The sequence below is a fragment of the uncultured Barnesiella sp. genome (genome assembly GCF_946496565.1).
GTDB classification, from domain to species: domain Bacteria; phylum Bacteroidota; class Bacteroidia; order Bacteroidales; family Barnesiellaceae; genus Barnesiella; species Barnesiella merdigallinarum.
This window is the reverse complement of record NZ_CAMMHD010000004.1, coordinates 14,201-30,091: the sequence shown is the minus strand read 5'-3', so window position 1 is coordinate 30,091 and position 15,891 is coordinate 14,201. Positions and strand designations below refer to the sequence as shown.

The window sequence follows — 15,891 nt, the reverse complement described above, 5'->3', positions numbered from 1 at the left end:
TGACTAAAAAAGATACCCCAGCCGCACGTTGAAGGCCGGGCCTACCGACACGCTCTTGAAATCGGTCGAGGCGAGGTTCAGCCCCCCGCCCAGTTCAAACAGCAGGTGACGGTACCACACCCGACGGAATCCCCAAAATGGAGTCATCACGAAACCTCCCGAGTTATCGACATGCCGGCGATAATAGGGCGGCAGATCGTATTGCAGATTGCAGGAGAGGAATCCGCCGCTGTTCTTGAGCGCATTTTTCCCGGCCTCGTAGCGTTTCGAGAGGTTGTAATAGTAGCGCGGTTCCACCGAGAAGACCGGATAGAGGCCCACGCTCCAGCGGTGTTCCCGCTCGCCCCAAAAGCTGCTATACGACGCATATTGGATGCCGGCCTGAGTTCCGACCCGGGTCACGAGCGAAAACCGGTCGCCCAGCGGGCACTCATAGGCATACATCAATCCGGCCAGTTCGACCGAAACCGAATGGTTGGAGACAACCTCTTGCGCCGCAAGCGGCGAAAGGCTCAAAACTGTGGTAAAGAGACAAATGAACTTTTTCAATCGCATGGCTATTCTATACTATACTTCAATAGTCATAACGAAAAAAAAGAGGCGCCCCCTACTCGGGAGAGCGCCTCTCTCATATAAAATATCTAAAACGGCTTAACGGCGACGTTGCTGTTTGGCACGTTGTTTCTGTTGCTCGCGCAGGGCAGCCTGCTGCTGGCGTTGAGCCTCTTCGAGGCGAGCCATGAAACCGCTCTTCTTACGGGGCTTCTTCTGGTTCTCTTTCAGCTCGGCCAATACCTTCTCTTCGTTGATACACTTACGGAAAGCGTAGGTTTGAATAATGGTAATCAACAACGAGAGGAAGTAGTAGTAGCTCAAACCGGCCGAATAGTTGTTGAAGAATACCAGGAACATGATGGGCATGAGGTACATCATGAATTTCATACCGGGCATCTGTTGTTGGCCGGCCGTGTTCTGCATGTTGATTTTGGTATAAATCAAGTTGGTGATGGTCATCAACAGACAGAAAAGGCTGATGTGGTTGCCGAAGTAAGGCGTGATGAGCGGTATGTAGGTATCCCAACTTACGATGGCATCGTAGGTCGAAAGGTCTTTGGCCCACAGGAACGATTCACCTCGCAGCTCGATAGACGAGGGGAAGAAGGTGAACATGGCAATGAGGATAGGCATCTGCAACAGCAGCGGCAGACAGCCACCCATGGGGTTGACACCCGCCTTGCTGTACAGGTCCATCGTGAGTCGCTGACGCTCCATGGCATTCTCCTGCCCCGGGTACTTGTCGTTAATCTCCTTGATTTGCGGAGCCAGTACCCGCATGCGGGCCTGCGACTTGTACGACTTGTAGGTGAAGGGGAAGAGGACGAGTTTGATGAAAATCGTCAACAACAGAATGATGACACCGTAGTTGCTGAAGAACTTGCCGAGGAAGGTGAAGACCGGGATGACGATAAGGGTGTTGATCCAGCGGAAGAACTTGTAGCCCAGCGGCACGAGTTTGTCGAGGTCGAGGGTCTGGTCGCCCGAACGGCCGTCGTCATACGACGACAACAGGGGGTACGAGTTGGGTCCCAGGAAGATGTTGAAACCGGCCACCTGCGGCTCTTTCGAGTCGTAGTCGATGGTGCTCTCGGCGTGGAAACGCTTCAGGTACTTACCCTCTTTGAAAGACTCCGAAGTGAAGGCTCCGTCGTTGAACTTGCCGTCAGCAATGAAGGCGGTCGAGAAGAACTGGTTTTTGAAACCGATCCATTTGAGACTGGTGGTCGCCTTCTCGTCGTCGCTGCCCGATTCGCTCAGGTGCTCTACGTCGTCGCCGGCAAACTTGTAATAGAGGGCACTGTTACGCTCCTCGAACATACGTCCCTGCTCCTGACGACGCATCGTCTGGTCCCAGATGAAATCCCAGTAGACCACGCTCGAGGGGATGACCCGGTCCATATCCTTCTGCCAGATGTCCATCTTGAGCATATAGCTGTCTTCGGGCAAGGTGTAGCGGATACCCAGCCGGCTGCCGTTGGCCAGTGTCAGCGTCATGTCTACGGTACTGTCGTTGACTACCGGCTCGAAGTAGAGGTCGCGGGTATCGATTACCCGGGCATTGGTGCGCACGATGAAGCCATAGTCGTTTTCGTTGCCGGTGAAGAGAGTCACCTGCGTCGAGTCGTAGGCCATATAATCGTTGAGCACGGCCTCGTAGAGGCGGCCGCCCTTGTTCGAAAACTTCAGGGTCACCTTGTTGTTCGAGAGAGTCGTAAACTCTTCGGTACCCTCGGCACAGGGAGCAAATTCGCCAAACTGAGCCACCAGACCGGCCTGCTTGAGCGAGTCGGCCATCTCGGGCGAGAGGGTATCGGTTTGAGCCGGAGCGGCTGCCTCAGCGGCCTCGGCCATACGTTCTGCCTCGACGGCAGCAATAGAGTCGTTGTACCGACGTTGAGCTTCCAACTGCTCGGGCGATGGCTGCATCCACCACGAGAAGAGCAGCACGACCACTACCATCAGTACAAGACCTAAAATCGTGTTCTTGTCCATTCTTCGGTTTTGAGATTACTAAAAATTTATTTTTTCGAGATTGCGGCTTTGATGAAATCGACGAAAATGGGATTGGGATTGAGCACGGTGCTGTTGTACTCGGGGTGATATTGCACACCTACATACCAGCGTAACGAGGGAACCTCGACCACCTCGACCAGGTGAGTTTCGGGGTTTTCGCCCACACAACGCATGCCGGCATCCTCGAAGGCCTGGCGATACTCGTTGTTGAACTCGAAACGGTGGCGGTGACGCTCACGGATGTGAGTGGTACCATAGGCCTTGGCGGCAATCGAATCCTCGGCCAGCACGCAGTCGTAGGCACCCAGACGCATGGTTCCGCCCATGTTGGTGATGCTCTTCTGCTCCTCCATCAGGTCGATGACGTTGTGTTTGGTGGTTACATCCATCTCGGTCGAGTTGGCATCGGTCAGCCCCATCACGTCGCGGGCATACTCGATGACCATGCACTGCATACCCAGGCAGATACCAAAGGTAGGTATATCGTGCTCACGGGCATACTTGAGGGCTACGAACTTGCCTTCGATACCGCGTTGTCCGAACCCCGGAGCGATAATCACACCGTCGAGCGACGAGAGCATGGCGTCGACATTGCCGCTGTTCAGCTTCTCGGAGTGGATGTATTGCAAATCGAGCTTGCGGTCGTTGTAGGTAGCGGCCTGGAAGAGCGACTCGTTGATGGACTTGTAGGCATCGGGCAACTCGACATACTTACCCACCAGACCGATACGAACCGTTTCGGTGGCATTTTTCATGCGGTGGAGGAAGTTCATCCACGGCTCCAAATGGGGCTCGCCATTGATGGGCAGGCCGGTCTTGGTGAGCACGAGCTCGTCGAGATGCTGCTGGTGCATCTTCAAAGGCACTTCGTAAATCGTGGGTACATCGATCGACTGGATGACGGCAGCCGGGTCTACATTACAGAAGAGGGCCACCTTCTTGCGCAGGTTCAGCGAAAGGTCGTGCTCGGTACGCAGCACCAGAATATCGGGCTGGATACCTACCTCCTGCAACTGTTTTACCGAGTGCTGGGTAGGTTTGGTCTTCAACTCTTTGGCAGCAGCGATATAGGGCACATAGGTGAGGTGTATGCACACACAGTTCTTGCCCAACTCCCAACGCAACTGACGCACGCTCTCGAGATAGGGCAACGACTCGATGTCGCCCACCGTACCGCCGATTTCGGTAATCACAAAGTCGAACTGGTTTTTCGAGCCCAGCAACTTGATGTTGCGTTTGATTTCGTCGGTGATGTGCGGAATGATTTGTACCGTTTTTCCTAAATAATCGCCACGGCGTTCCTTGTCGATCACATTCTGATAGATGCGGCCGGTCGTGATGTTGTTGGCCCGGGTCGTGGGCGTATTGGTGAACCGCTCGTAGTGGCCCAGGTCCAAGTCGGCTTCATGGCCGTCGACCGTCACATAACATTCTCCATGTTCATAAGGGTTCAGCGTACCCGGGTCGATGTTGATATAGGGGTCGAATTTCTGAATCGTCACCTTATATCCACGAGCCAAAAGCAACCGGGCCAAAGAGGCCGAAATAATACCTTTTCCCAACGACGAGGTTACACCTCCCGTAACGAATATATATTTAGTTTCCACGATAAAATATGGTTTTATGTATTTACACTACGGGGCACAAAATTAAGAAAAATAATCTACATACCTGCATAATGTACCGGAGAATTATTTGCAGATGAGAAAACCCGGTTTCCTTTTTGCCACTCCGCACGCTTTTCGCTATCTTTGGATAGACAGGCGCGGTTCGGCAAAATCAAAATTGAAAACTACGTTTTCTTTTGTCTCTGCGCTCTCCTTTTGCTATCTTTTCATAAAATAGGATTCGGTTCGGCATAAAAAATCAAGCGAGCTTATTTTTTCTGCTCTCACCTTTCACTATCTTTGTTACACGAAGAAAGATGGCGGTTCGGCCAAGCAAATAATGCTAGCATTTTTGCTTGTCGCTCACCTTTTGCTATCTTTGTAAAATAATTTAACAAGAGGAAAATGTCCTGCCGGGGTTTCATGCTCCGAGACATGGATTTACAAACGACAAAATATATACGACTCTATGGGTTCACGAATGACCACACTTCTTATCGGTATTCTTTCTGTAACCGGTTTATCGGCCACAACCGTAGCTCCCGCCGACAGTACGGCCAGTGCCGCTCAGCCCTTGCCGGCCGATACCACCCTTGTAGCCGACAGCCTGGCAGCACGGCCTGCACAGGTTACTCCCTTTGACTCGATACAATACCAGCAAGAGGCCGACAAGAGGCTGCTCTCGTTGATGGAGACCGACACGACCGAACAGATGTTGCCGGTCATCAAGATGCTGCGAATGCTCGAATATGCCGACAGCATAAAGGCGGCACAGGGTTCGAACGAAATTCCGGTGAACCCGCTGTTCCTTCCCATCGTATTCAAGGAACAGATGTCGACCCCGCTGCAACATCTGCCGGAGGCTGACAACAACCCCTTCAAGCCCCGTTCGCTCACCGTAAACGACCAGTGGCTGCAACGGGAGATTGAGCGGGAGAAGACTCGCGAAATGGCACAGAACTATGTGATTGTCAACTATCCGAAGATGATTCACTACAACCTCGACAATCTGCCCGAGGTTCCCAAGCAATACATCATCGAAAACGACCCGGTGAAACATGTACTCTCGATTAAGGAGAAACCGCTTATCATCAAAAACGATGTGGGCAAGGAGAAGATAAAGCTGAAACGCTGGGTCGTCAACTTCCAGTCGGCCATACAGTTCTCGCAGGTCTATGTATCGGAGAACTGGTATCAGGGCGGAACCAGCAACGTGAACCTGCTGAGCGACCAACAGTTCTCCATCAAATACAACGACCCCAAAGAGCAGCGCATCCTGTTCGAGAACCTGGTGCAATGGCGTTTGAATATCAACAGCGCCCCCGAAGACACGCTGCGCTCGGTGCGTGTGAGCGAGGACCTGTTCCAGATTAACTCGAAATTCGGTCTCAAGGCTTACAACAAATGGTACTACACGGCCACCCTCAACTTCAAGACCCAGTTCCTCTCGAGCTATACGGCCAACACCAACGACAAGGTGGCCGCCTTCCTGTCGCCGGCCGAGTTGAATATCGGTTTAGGTATGTCGTACCAGTACAAGAACGACAAGAAACAGTTCGAGACGTCGATATCGCTCTCGCCCCTCTCCTACAACCTGCAGTTCATCATCGACAACGATATGGACCCCAGTAGCTTCGGCATCAAATCGGGCAAGAGCATGAACCAATACGGTTCGTCGTTCGAGGGTCGCATCAAGTGGGAGTTCTACCACAACATGGTGTGGACCTGCCGCCTCTTCTACTTTACCAGCTACGACCATGTGCAGGGCGACTGGGAAAATACGTTCGACTTCATACTCAACCGCTTCTTCTCGACGCGACTGTTTGTGCACCTGCGCTACGACGATGCGTTGGCCTTGAACAAAGACTTGGGGCACTTCCAGTTGAAAGAGTTACTCAGTTTCGGATTTAACTACAAGTTCTGATGAAAGCGGCGGCCTGGCTTCTGGTGTGTGCGGGATTTCTCCTGAGCTCCTCGTCGATAGCCGACGAAGAGTGCCGCTACGACGACAAACCGCCCTATCGCAGCTTCATTCTCGAAGGGTACAGCGAGGCCAGTGCCCGACACTACTTCGATACGGCCCCTATCGATAATTGGGAAGGTATATGGCTGATGACCGAGACCGGAGAGCGAGTATCGATCGAGCGTTTCAAGGATGTGAGATTTTCCGAAATCTTCACCCATCGCATTGTCAAATTGGAGTCGTCGGTCCGAACCGAGACACCCATGGGTACAGTCGTGGGATATTTGACTCGCGGCGTGGAAGCTAACACCTGCTTCGTATGGCTCTACAAGCACCGGCTGACAGGCTCGATTCTCATCAAGCCCAAGCGTTATTCGGCCCGTCTGACAACCGATCTGAACGGTATCGTCTTTTGGGGCAACAAGACCAAAAACCTGGGCGACCTTTTCGACCCACGTTCGGGTTTTGTCAAAATCTATCCCCAACAACTCCCCGACGATACCGAAAACCGGGAAATCCGCTATCTGTAAAAAAACAATTACAATCAGAATTTGCGGAAGACAAAGCGCTCGTCTTCGCCTCGCGTGAGCACCATCTTCGACGAGTTCAACGTCTCGATGTGAAACACATTCACATTGTCGATGCCCATCGGCTTCAAATTGAATACAGGCGGGAATACGGCAGGGAACCACGAAGGCTCTACAATACTAAAGCGTAACTCGCCATTCTCTTGTACATAATTTCCATAAAAATTTTCGGTTGTATTCTCTATTCCATTTCGATGGACGAGTTGTAACATTATAATATCTGTCTGAAAATTATAGTAAATGCTGTCGTGAGGAGTCATCGTTTGCCCCTCCCACATCTCGGTGAGCTGCCACTTGCCAAAAATAGGACCTATATATCCATCGTTCTGCGTACACGAAGTGACGGCTACAACCAATAAAACGCCCAATAAAACGCGGCGTACTATATCTATTATTCCTTTCATTTCCCAATCGTTAAAATTCCACTCTTCTTGATTCCAATAGCAACACCCCAGTTGTCGCCATACAGCTTGCCCTTGTCGCCGGCCAGCGACAACGAGAAACTCCACCCCGCGAGTTTCGCAGGCGTGTAATGACACTCGAGCAATCCCGACAAATCGTGCTGGGTATCGGCCAGCGGGAGCTGCAACGACCCCCACGAAGTCCGGTACGAAGCCAACACTTTGTATCGCCACTCGGGGGTAATATATCCCATGGCCCCTACGTGTACCCCACGCATACGATTAAACTTATACTTCAGATAACCATCGGTATTATACAAGGTCGATTTGGCCATCGGGGTACCGTTGGACTGCCCGTAATGAGTCCAACCATTATAGAAGTAATTGTTGTAATAGTCGTCATAGCCTGTTGCTTCGGTCGTCAATACCGGACTTGCATAATCGGTCGGGCACCAGTTCAAGGGGCCGCCCTGATTGGTAAAGTCGACATACTCGACCACCACGTCGGAGAGCCAGTTCTCACGACCGCTCTTGTACTCGATACCCCACAAGCCATCCCAGCCGTTGAGCTTGCCCATGCCCGAAGCATCGTCGTAATACCATTCGAAATATCCCCGGATAGACGATTTGTCCTTAAAGGTATACTGTGCCGACAGGTTCCACTGCCCCACGTGGTTGCCATAGTAATAGGCCTGATCGCCCTGATTGGTACTGCCGTCACCCGAGGTCGGAACCAGAACCTGCAGGAAATCTTTCAGTCGCGTGGGGCTTTTCATCGTAAGCGAGTCAATCAGTACCCCCTTGTCATAATAGCGACGAGTCCCTCCGAACTGGGCAGCCAACTCGGCACCGATAGTCACCACAAAAGGTTTGTCGGGATTGGTACGGAACGAAATCGACTTGTGGTGATACAAGGCTCCGGTAGTGATATACCAGTTGTAATAGTTGTAATGCTCCCGGGCATAATCGCTGTCCATGAATTTACCATAGGCGATGTCACCTTTGATCTGTACCCACCCTTTCGTATAGGGGATGTCGACAAAGTCGATAAAGCCGGCCCGCACCTGAGGAATAGGACGGGCATTGCCCGACCAGACCAAACCGCCGGAACTCAACTCGAAGTTGACAACCGGGTCGGTCAACTCGCGATTCCCGGCCGAGATGAAAATCTTGCGATATTTGATGCCGGCATACAGTTGTTGAATGCGGAACGAGGAGACCCGGGGACGACGTTCCAAGAGACCCTGATTTACATCGTAATAGGCCACCGGCGAAGTAGACGAAAGCATCCCTACCAAATCGACACCGAACTCATAGGAGAAGCGCTTGCTCATATCGATGTCGCGCGACAAGGCGGCTCGCAAATAACCGCTCTTACTGTGAGTTACCAAACCATGCTTGTTAGCCGACAAAAAATAGGGAGCAAAGGTGCCACTACCGGCATTACCGACCATCGACACCGCGTAGTCCATCGAATATTGAGCAAAAGTGTGAAACGAACCTCCCACCATCCACATAAGCGCAGTGAGCAGTACGCCCCAAAAACGACGATACATCATGAATAAATTTTCTAAATACTGTTGTTACGGTAACGACGGAGAGGAGACAGCCCCTCCTCCGACCGGCACAAAAGTAATATATATATCGTTATGGGGCAATCGGCTACGCTTTATTTAACAAAATCGGGAGAGAAAGTGCATGCCGATGCACCCCCTCCCCCGATCGATTCACAGAGGATATAATGTTAACCGATTAGAACGAGATACCTACGCGGAAACCCAGATTGCTGCGTCCGTCGATTTCGTAGGTCAGCACCTTGCTCTTGTTGGTGGCATAGTTGTAATACATGGCCAGGTGCAGTCCATACCGATAGTTGGGACTGGGAAAGATACTGATACCTATCTCGGGCGAGACGGCAAATCCCCAGGTATCGTGATAGAGCTCCCAGGCCTGCATGTAGGACGACATGCGGCTGTAATTGGCACCCATCTTTACCGTCATATAGGGCTCGAACATGCCGCTGGTCGTGAAGCGATATTTGGCCAAAAGACCGAAAGGCAGTTGAAACAGCGAGTGCTGTTGGTCGGTTGTCAGTGCCGAACTGGAGCTCAAGGCCAGTGTCTGCCGGTCGATATACTTGTTGTTGGTATGGTAGGCGATATAAGCACCGATGGCCATGTGGGGCATCACGTAATATCCACCCTCGAAGTTCATACCCCATCCGCTCGCCTTATCGGCATAGCTGTTTCCCATCGGGGCATTGAATTGCCAATCGACATTGAAATAGGTTTTCGAAACGGTTTGCGCGTTTCCACGGGTCGGCACAACCACCATAAAAGCAGCAGCTACCACCCATAACGATATGTGTTTAATAGTTTTCATAATTCGATTTCTGTTTTTATTGGATATACAAAATGGGTAGTCACGTTATTGATTGGTCAAATAGGGCGACTGGTTGAAAGCCTGATCGATGGCTCGGATAACCAAAGTCTGGTTCACCCGGGGAGAGCTGCTCTGCAAACCGGCCATATAGGTATCCCACAGCACCGGCAACCGCTTGCTTGTCGTGGTCTGGTCGGTCAGGTCGACCAGCTCGGCCAGGAAGGAGTTCACGCTATAACTGTATACTACCGGATAGGGATAATACCAACTGCTCCAGTAGGGCCCCCAGTAGCCGGGACCCCAATAGCCGGGGTATCCCCACCACCAGTTGGGACTGGGATAGTTGACAAAATAGTGCACATCCTCGATGTAGCTGACCTGCAGACCCAGGTCGGCCTCCTCCTTGGAGTCGACCAGCATAAAGCCTCGGGCTGCCATATTCTCGGCAAAGGTCTCGAGAATATAGTTGGCCTCGTCGTTGGTCCAGTAGGTGGCTTTTTCGCTATCGGTAATCAGCAGCACACTATCGGGCATGTAGTAGGTAAGATAGTCGCCGAAGCTGGCCGATTTGTCATAATCGGTAAACACCACATAATCGTCATCCAGCTTGGAGAGGCTGGGCTCTTTCTGACAAGCAGTAATGGCTGCCACGACAAAAAGAATCGGGATTAGTTTTTTCATAATCGTTCTGTTTTTGATTGTTTTGTGATATGTTATACCTCAAAAACAAAACAGGCCCGATATGGTTCGAAATCGGGCCGACTTTTTAGTAGGATAGCATTGTCTTTTTCGGTTGAAGATTCACAGCCGATGATACACGGCATCGACCTGGGTAGCTATGTAGTCCCAGTTATACGGAGTGAGGTCGTATTGGCAACGGGTATCGGTCTGTGCCAACTTGCGGGCAAGCGCTTCGGCAAGCGAGCGAATATCGCCCGTTGCGAAAAAATCGTCGGCCGGGAGACAGGAGAGGCGGTTGGCGGGAATATCGCTGACCAGCACCGGCAGGTGATAGCTCAAAGCCTCGAGCAGTACGATGGGCAACCCCTCGTGAAACGAAGGCAACACAAAGAGGCGGGCTTGCGAAAAGAGTTCGTTCAGCTTGGCTCCCCGAATAAAGCCGGTAAGCACCACCCCCCGCTCCCGAGCCAGCTGTTTCAGCGTGGTCGAATAGTGGTCTTCGTGGTCGGCATCACCCGCAATCACCAGTTTGTACCCCTCGTGAGGTATCTGGTCGAATGCCCGGATGAGCAGGTCGAACCCCTTCTCCTCGACAAACCGCCCTACGGCCAATACATATTTATGGGACTCCAGCCCCAACGAGGCTATATAGTCGGTCGTCGTGGCTATGGCAGGAGTATTCACCCCGTTGTAAATCAGGTGAGCATTGCAGCGATGGTACTTCTCGCGCAGAATATTGTCGATGACGGTCGAGATGACAATCACCTCGTTGGCATACTTGACACCCATACGTTCGCCCAACCGCAGCACAGCCTTGGCCACCCGGTTCCACTTCTGCCGGTCATAGTCGGGACCATGGTGAGTCATCACCACCTTCAGTCCCAGCAACCGGGCAAAGGGGACCAGCAACGACGGCCCGATGGCGTGGATATGCAGCACGTCGGCATGCACCCGGCGGGCATAGAGAATAGCCAGGAATGTATGGACAATGGCCTCGATACTCTTCTTGCGGGGTGCATAGGTGTCTTTCAGGCGAACGCCTTTATACGTAGTGATTTTGTTTTGCGGAGTCACGTAGCACGAACGACGTACTACCGTCACGTCGTGGCCCATGGCAGCCAAGCGGGGATACAGCTCCTCGCAATGGGTCTCCACCCCGCCCTGAATATCGGGGATTCCACGCGTACCGGCCACGACTATCTTCATCGCCACGACTATCCTTTCTGCCCTATTCGGGCCTATTGAGGTTTCCCTGTCGGGGATCCTGACCCACATCGTACCACTTCTTGTCGATGCAGACCGGTTTGCCCAGCAGCGAACGCATTTTATTCTTGAGTATCCACCCCATGGGGTGACGCACGTAAGAGAGCTTTTTCATCACCGGCGAAACGGTACCGACCATCCAGCAATTCTTGGGGCACCGCCGTACCAGTTCGCGCACATGCTGTGCCTGCTCGCTGTTCCAGATTTCGTCGAACGAGCCGGCCTTCCGGATGTTGCCCATGCCCTCTTTCCAATATTTCGACTCCAGTCCGTTGCAGGGATAGACCTCGCCATACGGGTCGATAAAGCAATTCATCAGACCGGCCTCACAGGGCAGCAAACGACGGTTGCCCTCGATGTAGTTGATGAGCCCCATGTTGAAGAAGGCTCGGGCCCACGATTTGGGGTGTTTCTCCCGCATCTGCATCTCGATGAGTTGGGCAAAGTTGGCACACACCGTATCGCGATTGGTGATGACGTTGTCGTCTTTATGGAAATAATACGAGTTATGGAAAGCTGCTGTGGCAAACTCCATATCGAGCGCTTTGGAGAGGTGATAGAGCGAAAGCATGTCTTCGGAGTTGTTGTTCGATACCGTAATGCCGAAACCTATATCCTTCACGCCCATCTCTCTCAACTTCAAGAGGGTACGAAGTCCCTTATCGAAACCGCCGGGACGCCCGCGCAACTCGTCGTTTTTTTGCGACAGTCCCTCGATGCTGATACGAATGCCAATTTTGGGGAACTTCTTGGCCAACTCGATTACGCGGTTCTCGAACCACCCCGACGTAGAAATCACTACCCGGGGAGCTTTGCGAAACGCTACCTCTACAATCTTATCCAAATCTTCCCGAACAAAAGGCTCGCCACCCGTAATGTTAATAAACTTGACTCGAGGCAAAACCTCCAACTCCTCGGGACGAATTTCTTGCCGGGGATCGGTGGGATTCTTCCAGATATTACACATCTTGCACTGCATGGGGCAGCGATAGGTGGTAATAATGCTTATATCGGTAGGTGCAGAAATCTTCATTTTTTTCAAATATCGTGCAAAGATAAATCTTTTTCCCAGTCTTTCAAATTTATATTTACCCTTCTATTCCATACACTTTTTTCAGTTCTTGCCAGTAACGCTCTTCCGAAAATCGAGCCCTGGCCCGCTTCGAAATTGCCTGCCGATCGGTATCGGCAACCGACATGCGAGCCTCGATTGCCTCCTCAAGTTCCTCCTTGTCGCCCATGCGAAACAGGGTGCCATCGCCCTCGCGTATCAACTCGGGGATACCGCCCACTTCCGAACCAATAACAGGGGTACCCATGCACAGCGACTCGATAATACTCAATGGGTTGTTTTCGTAACAAACCGACGGGACTACCATCGCTCGAGCTTGACGAACTAAATGCACGACCTCTTGAGGAGAAAGATAGCCCAAGAAATGTATTCTCTCCGAAGCATACGCTCTACGTAATTCTTCAGCCAAAGGTCCATCACCTGCTACATATAACGGATAAGGCAAATTCTGTGCCGCATCGAGCAGCAGGCGGATACCCTTCTCTTCGGAGAGGCGCCCCACATAGCAATAGTACGGCTCAGCAACCGGTTCCGGCTTCTCGGGCTGAGACAAAACGTCGAACTTCTCCTTTTCGAGAAAGTTGTTAATGACAGCCAGTTTGGTATAGTCATACCCGCAAGCCCTCATCTTTTGGGCCATAAATGCACTGGGGCAAACAAAAGCATCGACCCAGCGCTGCAACTTCCGCCGATTCCACCACAACGCTTCGCCATAGGCCAAAGCACTGGCCACGGCACTACCCTTCATACACTTGCGTCGCAACACTTGAGTCAGATCGGTAAAGCAAGCTTCACAAACTTTGCCGTGGCACAAACAGTTGTACGAGGGGCACAACAGTTTATAGTCGTGCAGAGTCCACACCACACGACACCCCATCTCGTGAGCCAACTTGACCACAATGGGCGAAAGATAGGAGTGAATGTTATGGAAGTGAACAATGTTGGGACGGAAATCGTCGAGGATTCGTTGAAACGAGCGTATAATATCGCCCGTACCAAAAAGCCGATTGGCCGCTTTCAATTTCTCCAGCAGCCCACCCGAGAAGGAGACTTCGGTAGCAAAATAACGGGCCGTATCACTGGATAAATTTTTCGGATAAGCCATCGCATAGACAGCAACCTCATAACCCATACGACGCAACAAAGCCTCGAGGTTGATCATGCTGATGCAATCTCCCCCTCTCGGATAGTAAAACTTATTCACCAACAGGATGCGTAGCTTTTGATTCATGGGCGGCGTTCAGGTTATTTAAATATCCGAGCGGTAAACTTGTTTTTTGTCCACACCCACTTGTAGAGACAAATGGGACCAACAATTCCCGCTCCTATTATAAATAACGCAGAGAGCACAAACTCTATTGTATTTCCACCCGACAATATATGTGTTAAAATCGCTTTTCCGCCCCCCATAATCCAGGTGTGAAAAAGGTAAATAGTCATCGACATCACCCCTACCTGACTCAGCCACAGAGACACTGGTCCTGACAGACGAGAAAGCCAGACCGAAACCGAAAGTACCATAAAGCTGCCGGTAATACCCAACGATAATAAAAGGAGTGTAGCCAGCACCCCGGACTGCACGTGGCCATAAGCGAACGAAAAACTTATCGTAATCACTCCCCATAACAGCGGATACCGCCTCATCGCCAGCTGTAAACCTCCCGACCGAGCCACCCACATGCCCCACACGAAGAAGGCCAAATGAGAGCACAACTGCCTGATACAAAAGCTCTGTGGCGCCGTGTCCCAAAAGAACAACCCCAACGCCATTATCGAGAGGATAATGAGCCTTACGCCTTTCTTGAAGAGAGGTGCAAGGCAAAACGTGAGAAACAGCACATACACGAACCACAGGAAATAACCGGCCTCGGGCAAATAGAACACACGATACAGCGCATCGAGTGTCACCGGATGGTCTACCGGCATCACACGGCCTATGCCCACCTTGGTTCCCACAATAGCCCACGAGAGAATAAAATAGGGAATCATCAGGCGCTGGAACTTGCTCCACACAAACGGCAGATAGTCTGTCCGACGGGTAGAGCGATCGTAAAAATAACCGGCTATGATAAAGAAAAGCGGCATGTGGAAATAGTAGATAAAATCTATAAAATCGACATACCATTTCGGAGCTCCGGCCGGAATATAGTGACCGACAACCACCAGGATAATGCCTATCCCTTTGGCTATGTCAAATGCAATATCCCGAGTCTTTTCCATATCAGATATTCTCTTTCGAGGCTTGTTCAAAAGAATCGATAATACGCTGCGCCACAGCATCGACCGTAATCGATTTCGCATACTTCTTACAGTTTGCTACAAATCGATCGTTCTCCTCTATCACTCGAGCTATATCGTCCTCATCCCAATCATCTCGAGCAATTCCCAACTGCTCTTTCTCGACCACCTCACTATCGAAAGGTACTCGATTGGTCACTACCGGGGTCGACATAGCGACCGACTCCATAAGAGCCAACATATTGAGCTCTCGCAATGAGTCAAACAGCGAAGCTTTCGACTCCCGATAATAACGGAAAAGTTCCTCATGAGGCAATTTCCCCAACAAAATAATCTGCTGTTCACGGCCTAACTTCCTTATCTGTTCTTGATACTCGTCTCTCAGCCCTCCATCTCCGGCCACATACAACACATAGTCGTTGTATTGTGGATATTTCGAAAAAAAAGCGGCAGCCTTACGAATTACAGATATTATATTTTTCTCCCAAAAAAGACGGCCAACCGTAAGCAACTGATTTTTCTTAAGCGTTGAAATAGAGTTCTGTTTTACCACAATACCATGGCCTATGGGACTACCCACTCGAGGCATATACTTACTTATAAATCGCTGAGACACATACGACCGAGGTATCACCCAAACCTTACGCATAAAGCAACGGGCTATCACGTTGTACCAAATACGTGACGGCAACATTTTCATCTTGCGATTATGAGCCCCAAGCTCTTGCCATACAACAGTCTTAGAGGGTACGATAAGAGCTGACAGAAACGACGGGATTGAGAACGTCTCGCTCGTCAGTACCATATCGACCTCGTGGCGCCGCTTGCGCAAATAGCTCCACACCCCTGGCATAAAAGGCAATAATCCGGGTTTGAAAACCCGTTTCCAGATCGACTTCAAAAAGACCACTTCAAAATCATAGGCTTCTTCTTTTGCAGGCTTGAAATCAGCAGCAGCAAGCAATGTAACCGAATGCCCCAAACGAAGATAGGCCATGCAAAGGTCATATATCATCGTCTCTTTAATTGTTTGGACAAAAGGAACAACCTCTTTTTCCGGAGTGAAAAGTATAGGATTGATGACGATAATATTCATATAGTTCGTATTTCTGAATACAAAGATAAT

14 protein-coding genes are annotated in these 15,891 nt (G+C 51.0%); 2 read left to right on the top strand and 12 right to left on the bottom strand.

From position 1 onward, the window contains the following. Positions 1–3 precede the first annotated feature (3 nt). From Q1K76_RS03170 to Q1K76_RS03160, 3 genes are all read right to left on the bottom strand, one after another. A complete protein-coding gene (locus Q1K76_RS03170) occupies positions 4–549 on the bottom strand; it encodes a hypothetical protein (RefSeq protein ID WP_300130992.1) in 546 nt (181 codons plus the stop codon). Between the two features lie 102 nt (positions 550–651). Then, positions 652–2,550: a membrane protein insertase YidC gene (yidC, locus tag Q1K76_RS03165; RefSeq protein ID WP_087408633.1), complete on the bottom strand. Its 1,899-nt coding sequence runs from the start codon at positions 2,548–2,550 to the stop codon at positions 652–654. A 26-nt stretch (positions 2,551–2,576) separates the two neighbouring features. Continuing rightward, a complete protein-coding gene (locus Q1K76_RS03160; RefSeq protein WP_087408634.1) occupies positions 2,577–4,181 on the bottom strand; it encodes a CTP synthase in 1,605 nt (534 codons plus the stop codon). A gap of 466 nt (positions 4,182–4,647) precedes the next feature. On the opposite strand from Q1K76_RS03160, the gene Q1K76_RS03155 reads away from it, so the two are divergent. Both Q1K76_RS03155 and Q1K76_RS03150 read left to right on the top strand, forming a co-directional pair. Beyond that, a complete protein-coding gene (locus tag Q1K76_RS03155; RefSeq protein ID WP_087408635.1) occupies positions 4,648–6,102 on the top strand; it encodes a DUF3078 domain-containing protein in 1,455 nt (484 codons plus the stop codon). Next, a complete protein-coding gene (locus tag Q1K76_RS03150; RefSeq protein WP_300130990.1) occupies positions 6,102–6,671 on the top strand; it encodes a hypothetical protein in 570 nt (189 codons plus the stop codon). Before Q1K76_RS03155 ends, Q1K76_RS03150 begins: the two co-directional genes overlap by 1 nt. A gap of 14 nt (positions 6,672–6,685) precedes the next feature. Here the strand turns inward: Q1K76_RS03150 and Q1K76_RS03145 are convergent, their stop codons facing one another. From Q1K76_RS03145 to Q1K76_RS03105, 9 genes are all read right to left on the bottom strand, one after another. Beyond that, entirely contained in the window at positions 6,686–7,132 is a 447-nt protein-coding gene (locus tag Q1K76_RS03145) for a lipocalin-like domain-containing protein (RefSeq protein ID WP_087408637.1), read from the bottom strand. Then, on the bottom strand, positions 7,129–8,688 hold the full coding sequence (locus tag Q1K76_RS03140) for a capsule assembly Wzi family protein (protein ID WP_300130988.1): 1,560 nt from the start codon (positions 8,686–8,688) through the stop codon (positions 7,129–7,131). Before Q1K76_RS03140 ends, Q1K76_RS03145 begins: the two co-directional genes overlap by 4 nt. 193 nt (positions 8,689–8,881) lie before the next feature. After that, positions 8,882–9,511, bottom strand: coding sequence for an outer membrane beta-barrel protein (locus Q1K76_RS03135; RefSeq protein WP_300130986.1), 630 nt, complete (start codon positions 9,509–9,511; stop codon positions 8,882–8,884). Positions 9,512–9,556: 45 nt separating this feature from the next. After that, positions 9,557–10,192: a DUF4136 domain-containing protein gene (locus tag Q1K76_RS03130; RefSeq protein ID WP_258328170.1), complete on the bottom strand. Its 636-nt coding sequence runs from the start codon at positions 10,190–10,192 to the stop codon at positions 9,557–9,559. A gap of 120 nt (positions 10,193–10,312) precedes the next feature. Then, a complete protein-coding gene (locus tag Q1K76_RS03125; protein ID WP_300130984.1) occupies positions 10,313–11,398 on the bottom strand; it encodes a glycosyltransferase family 4 protein in 1,086 nt (361 codons plus the stop codon). A 22-nt stretch (positions 11,399–11,420) separates the two neighbouring features. Beyond that, positions 11,421–12,488 carry a radical SAM protein gene (locus tag Q1K76_RS03120; RefSeq protein WP_087408669.1) on the bottom strand — a complete coding sequence of 356 codons (1,068 nt, stop codon included), beginning with the start codon at positions 12,486–12,488 and terminating at the stop codon, positions 11,421–11,423. A 55-nt stretch (positions 12,489–12,543) separates the two neighbouring features. Further along, positions 12,544–13,758, bottom strand: a complete 1,215-nt coding sequence (locus Q1K76_RS03115; protein WP_300130981.1) for a glycosyltransferase — start codon at positions 13,756–13,758, stop codon at positions 12,544–12,546. Between the two features lie 14 nt (positions 13,759–13,772). Then, a complete protein-coding gene (locus Q1K76_RS03110) occupies positions 13,773–14,747 on the bottom strand; it encodes an acyltransferase family protein (RefSeq protein ID WP_300130978.1) in 975 nt (324 codons plus the stop codon). Position 14,748: 1 nt separating this feature from the next. Beyond that, positions 14,749–15,861, bottom strand: a complete 1,113-nt coding sequence (locus tag Q1K76_RS03105) for a glycosyltransferase family 4 protein (RefSeq protein ID WP_300130975.1) — start codon at positions 15,859–15,861, stop codon at positions 14,749–14,751. Positions 15,862–15,891 lie beyond the last annotated feature (30 nt).

What these genes read in the sequence shown, in the direction of transcription:
- yidC (WP_087408633.1), bottom strand. Translation starts at nt 2,550, where the DNA reads ATGGACAAGAACACGATTTTAGGTCTTGTACTGATGGTAGTGGTCGTG.
- Q1K76_RS03115 (WP_300130981.1), bottom strand. Translation starts at nt 13,758, where the DNA reads ATGAATCAAAAGCTACGCATCCTGTTGGTGAATAAGTTTTACTATCCG.
- Q1K76_RS03130 (WP_258328170.1), bottom strand. Translation starts at nt 10,192, where the DNA reads ATGAAAAAACTAATCCCGATTCTTTTTGTCGTGGCAGCCATTACTGCT.
- Q1K76_RS03120 (WP_087408669.1), bottom strand. Translation starts at nt 12,488, where the DNA reads ATGAAGATTTCTGCACCTACCGATATAAGCATTATTACCACCTATCGC.
- Q1K76_RS03110 (WP_300130978.1), bottom strand. Translation starts at nt 14,747, where the DNA reads ATGGAAAAGACTCGGGATATTGCATTTGACATAGCCAAAGGGATAGGC.
- Q1K76_RS03145 (WP_087408637.1), bottom strand. Translation starts at nt 7,132, where the DNA reads ATGAAAGGAATAATAGATATAGTACGCCGCGTTTTATTGGGCGTTTTA.
- Q1K76_RS03105 (WP_300130975.1), bottom strand. Translation starts at nt 15,861, where the DNA reads ATGAATATTATCGTCATCAATCCTATACTTTTCACTCCGGAAAAAGAG.
- Q1K76_RS03140 (WP_300130988.1), bottom strand. Translation starts at nt 8,688, where the DNA reads ATGATGTATCGTCGTTTTTGGGGCGTACTGCTCACTGCGCTTATGTGG.
- Q1K76_RS03125 (WP_300130984.1), bottom strand. Translation starts at nt 11,398, where the DNA reads ATGAAGATAGTCGTGGCCGGTACGCGTGGAATCCCCGATATTCAGGGC.
- Q1K76_RS03135 (WP_300130986.1), bottom strand. Translation starts at nt 9,511, where the DNA reads ATGAAAACTATTAAACACATATCGTTATGGGTGGTAGCTGCTGCTTTT.
- Q1K76_RS03155 (WP_087408635.1), top strand. Translation starts at nt 4,648, where the DNA reads ATGGGTTCACGAATGACCACACTTCTTATCGGTATTCTTTCTGTAACC.
- Q1K76_RS03150 (WP_300130990.1), top strand. Translation starts at nt 6,102, where the DNA reads ATGAAAGCGGCGGCCTGGCTTCTGGTGTGTGCGGGATTTCTCCTGAGC.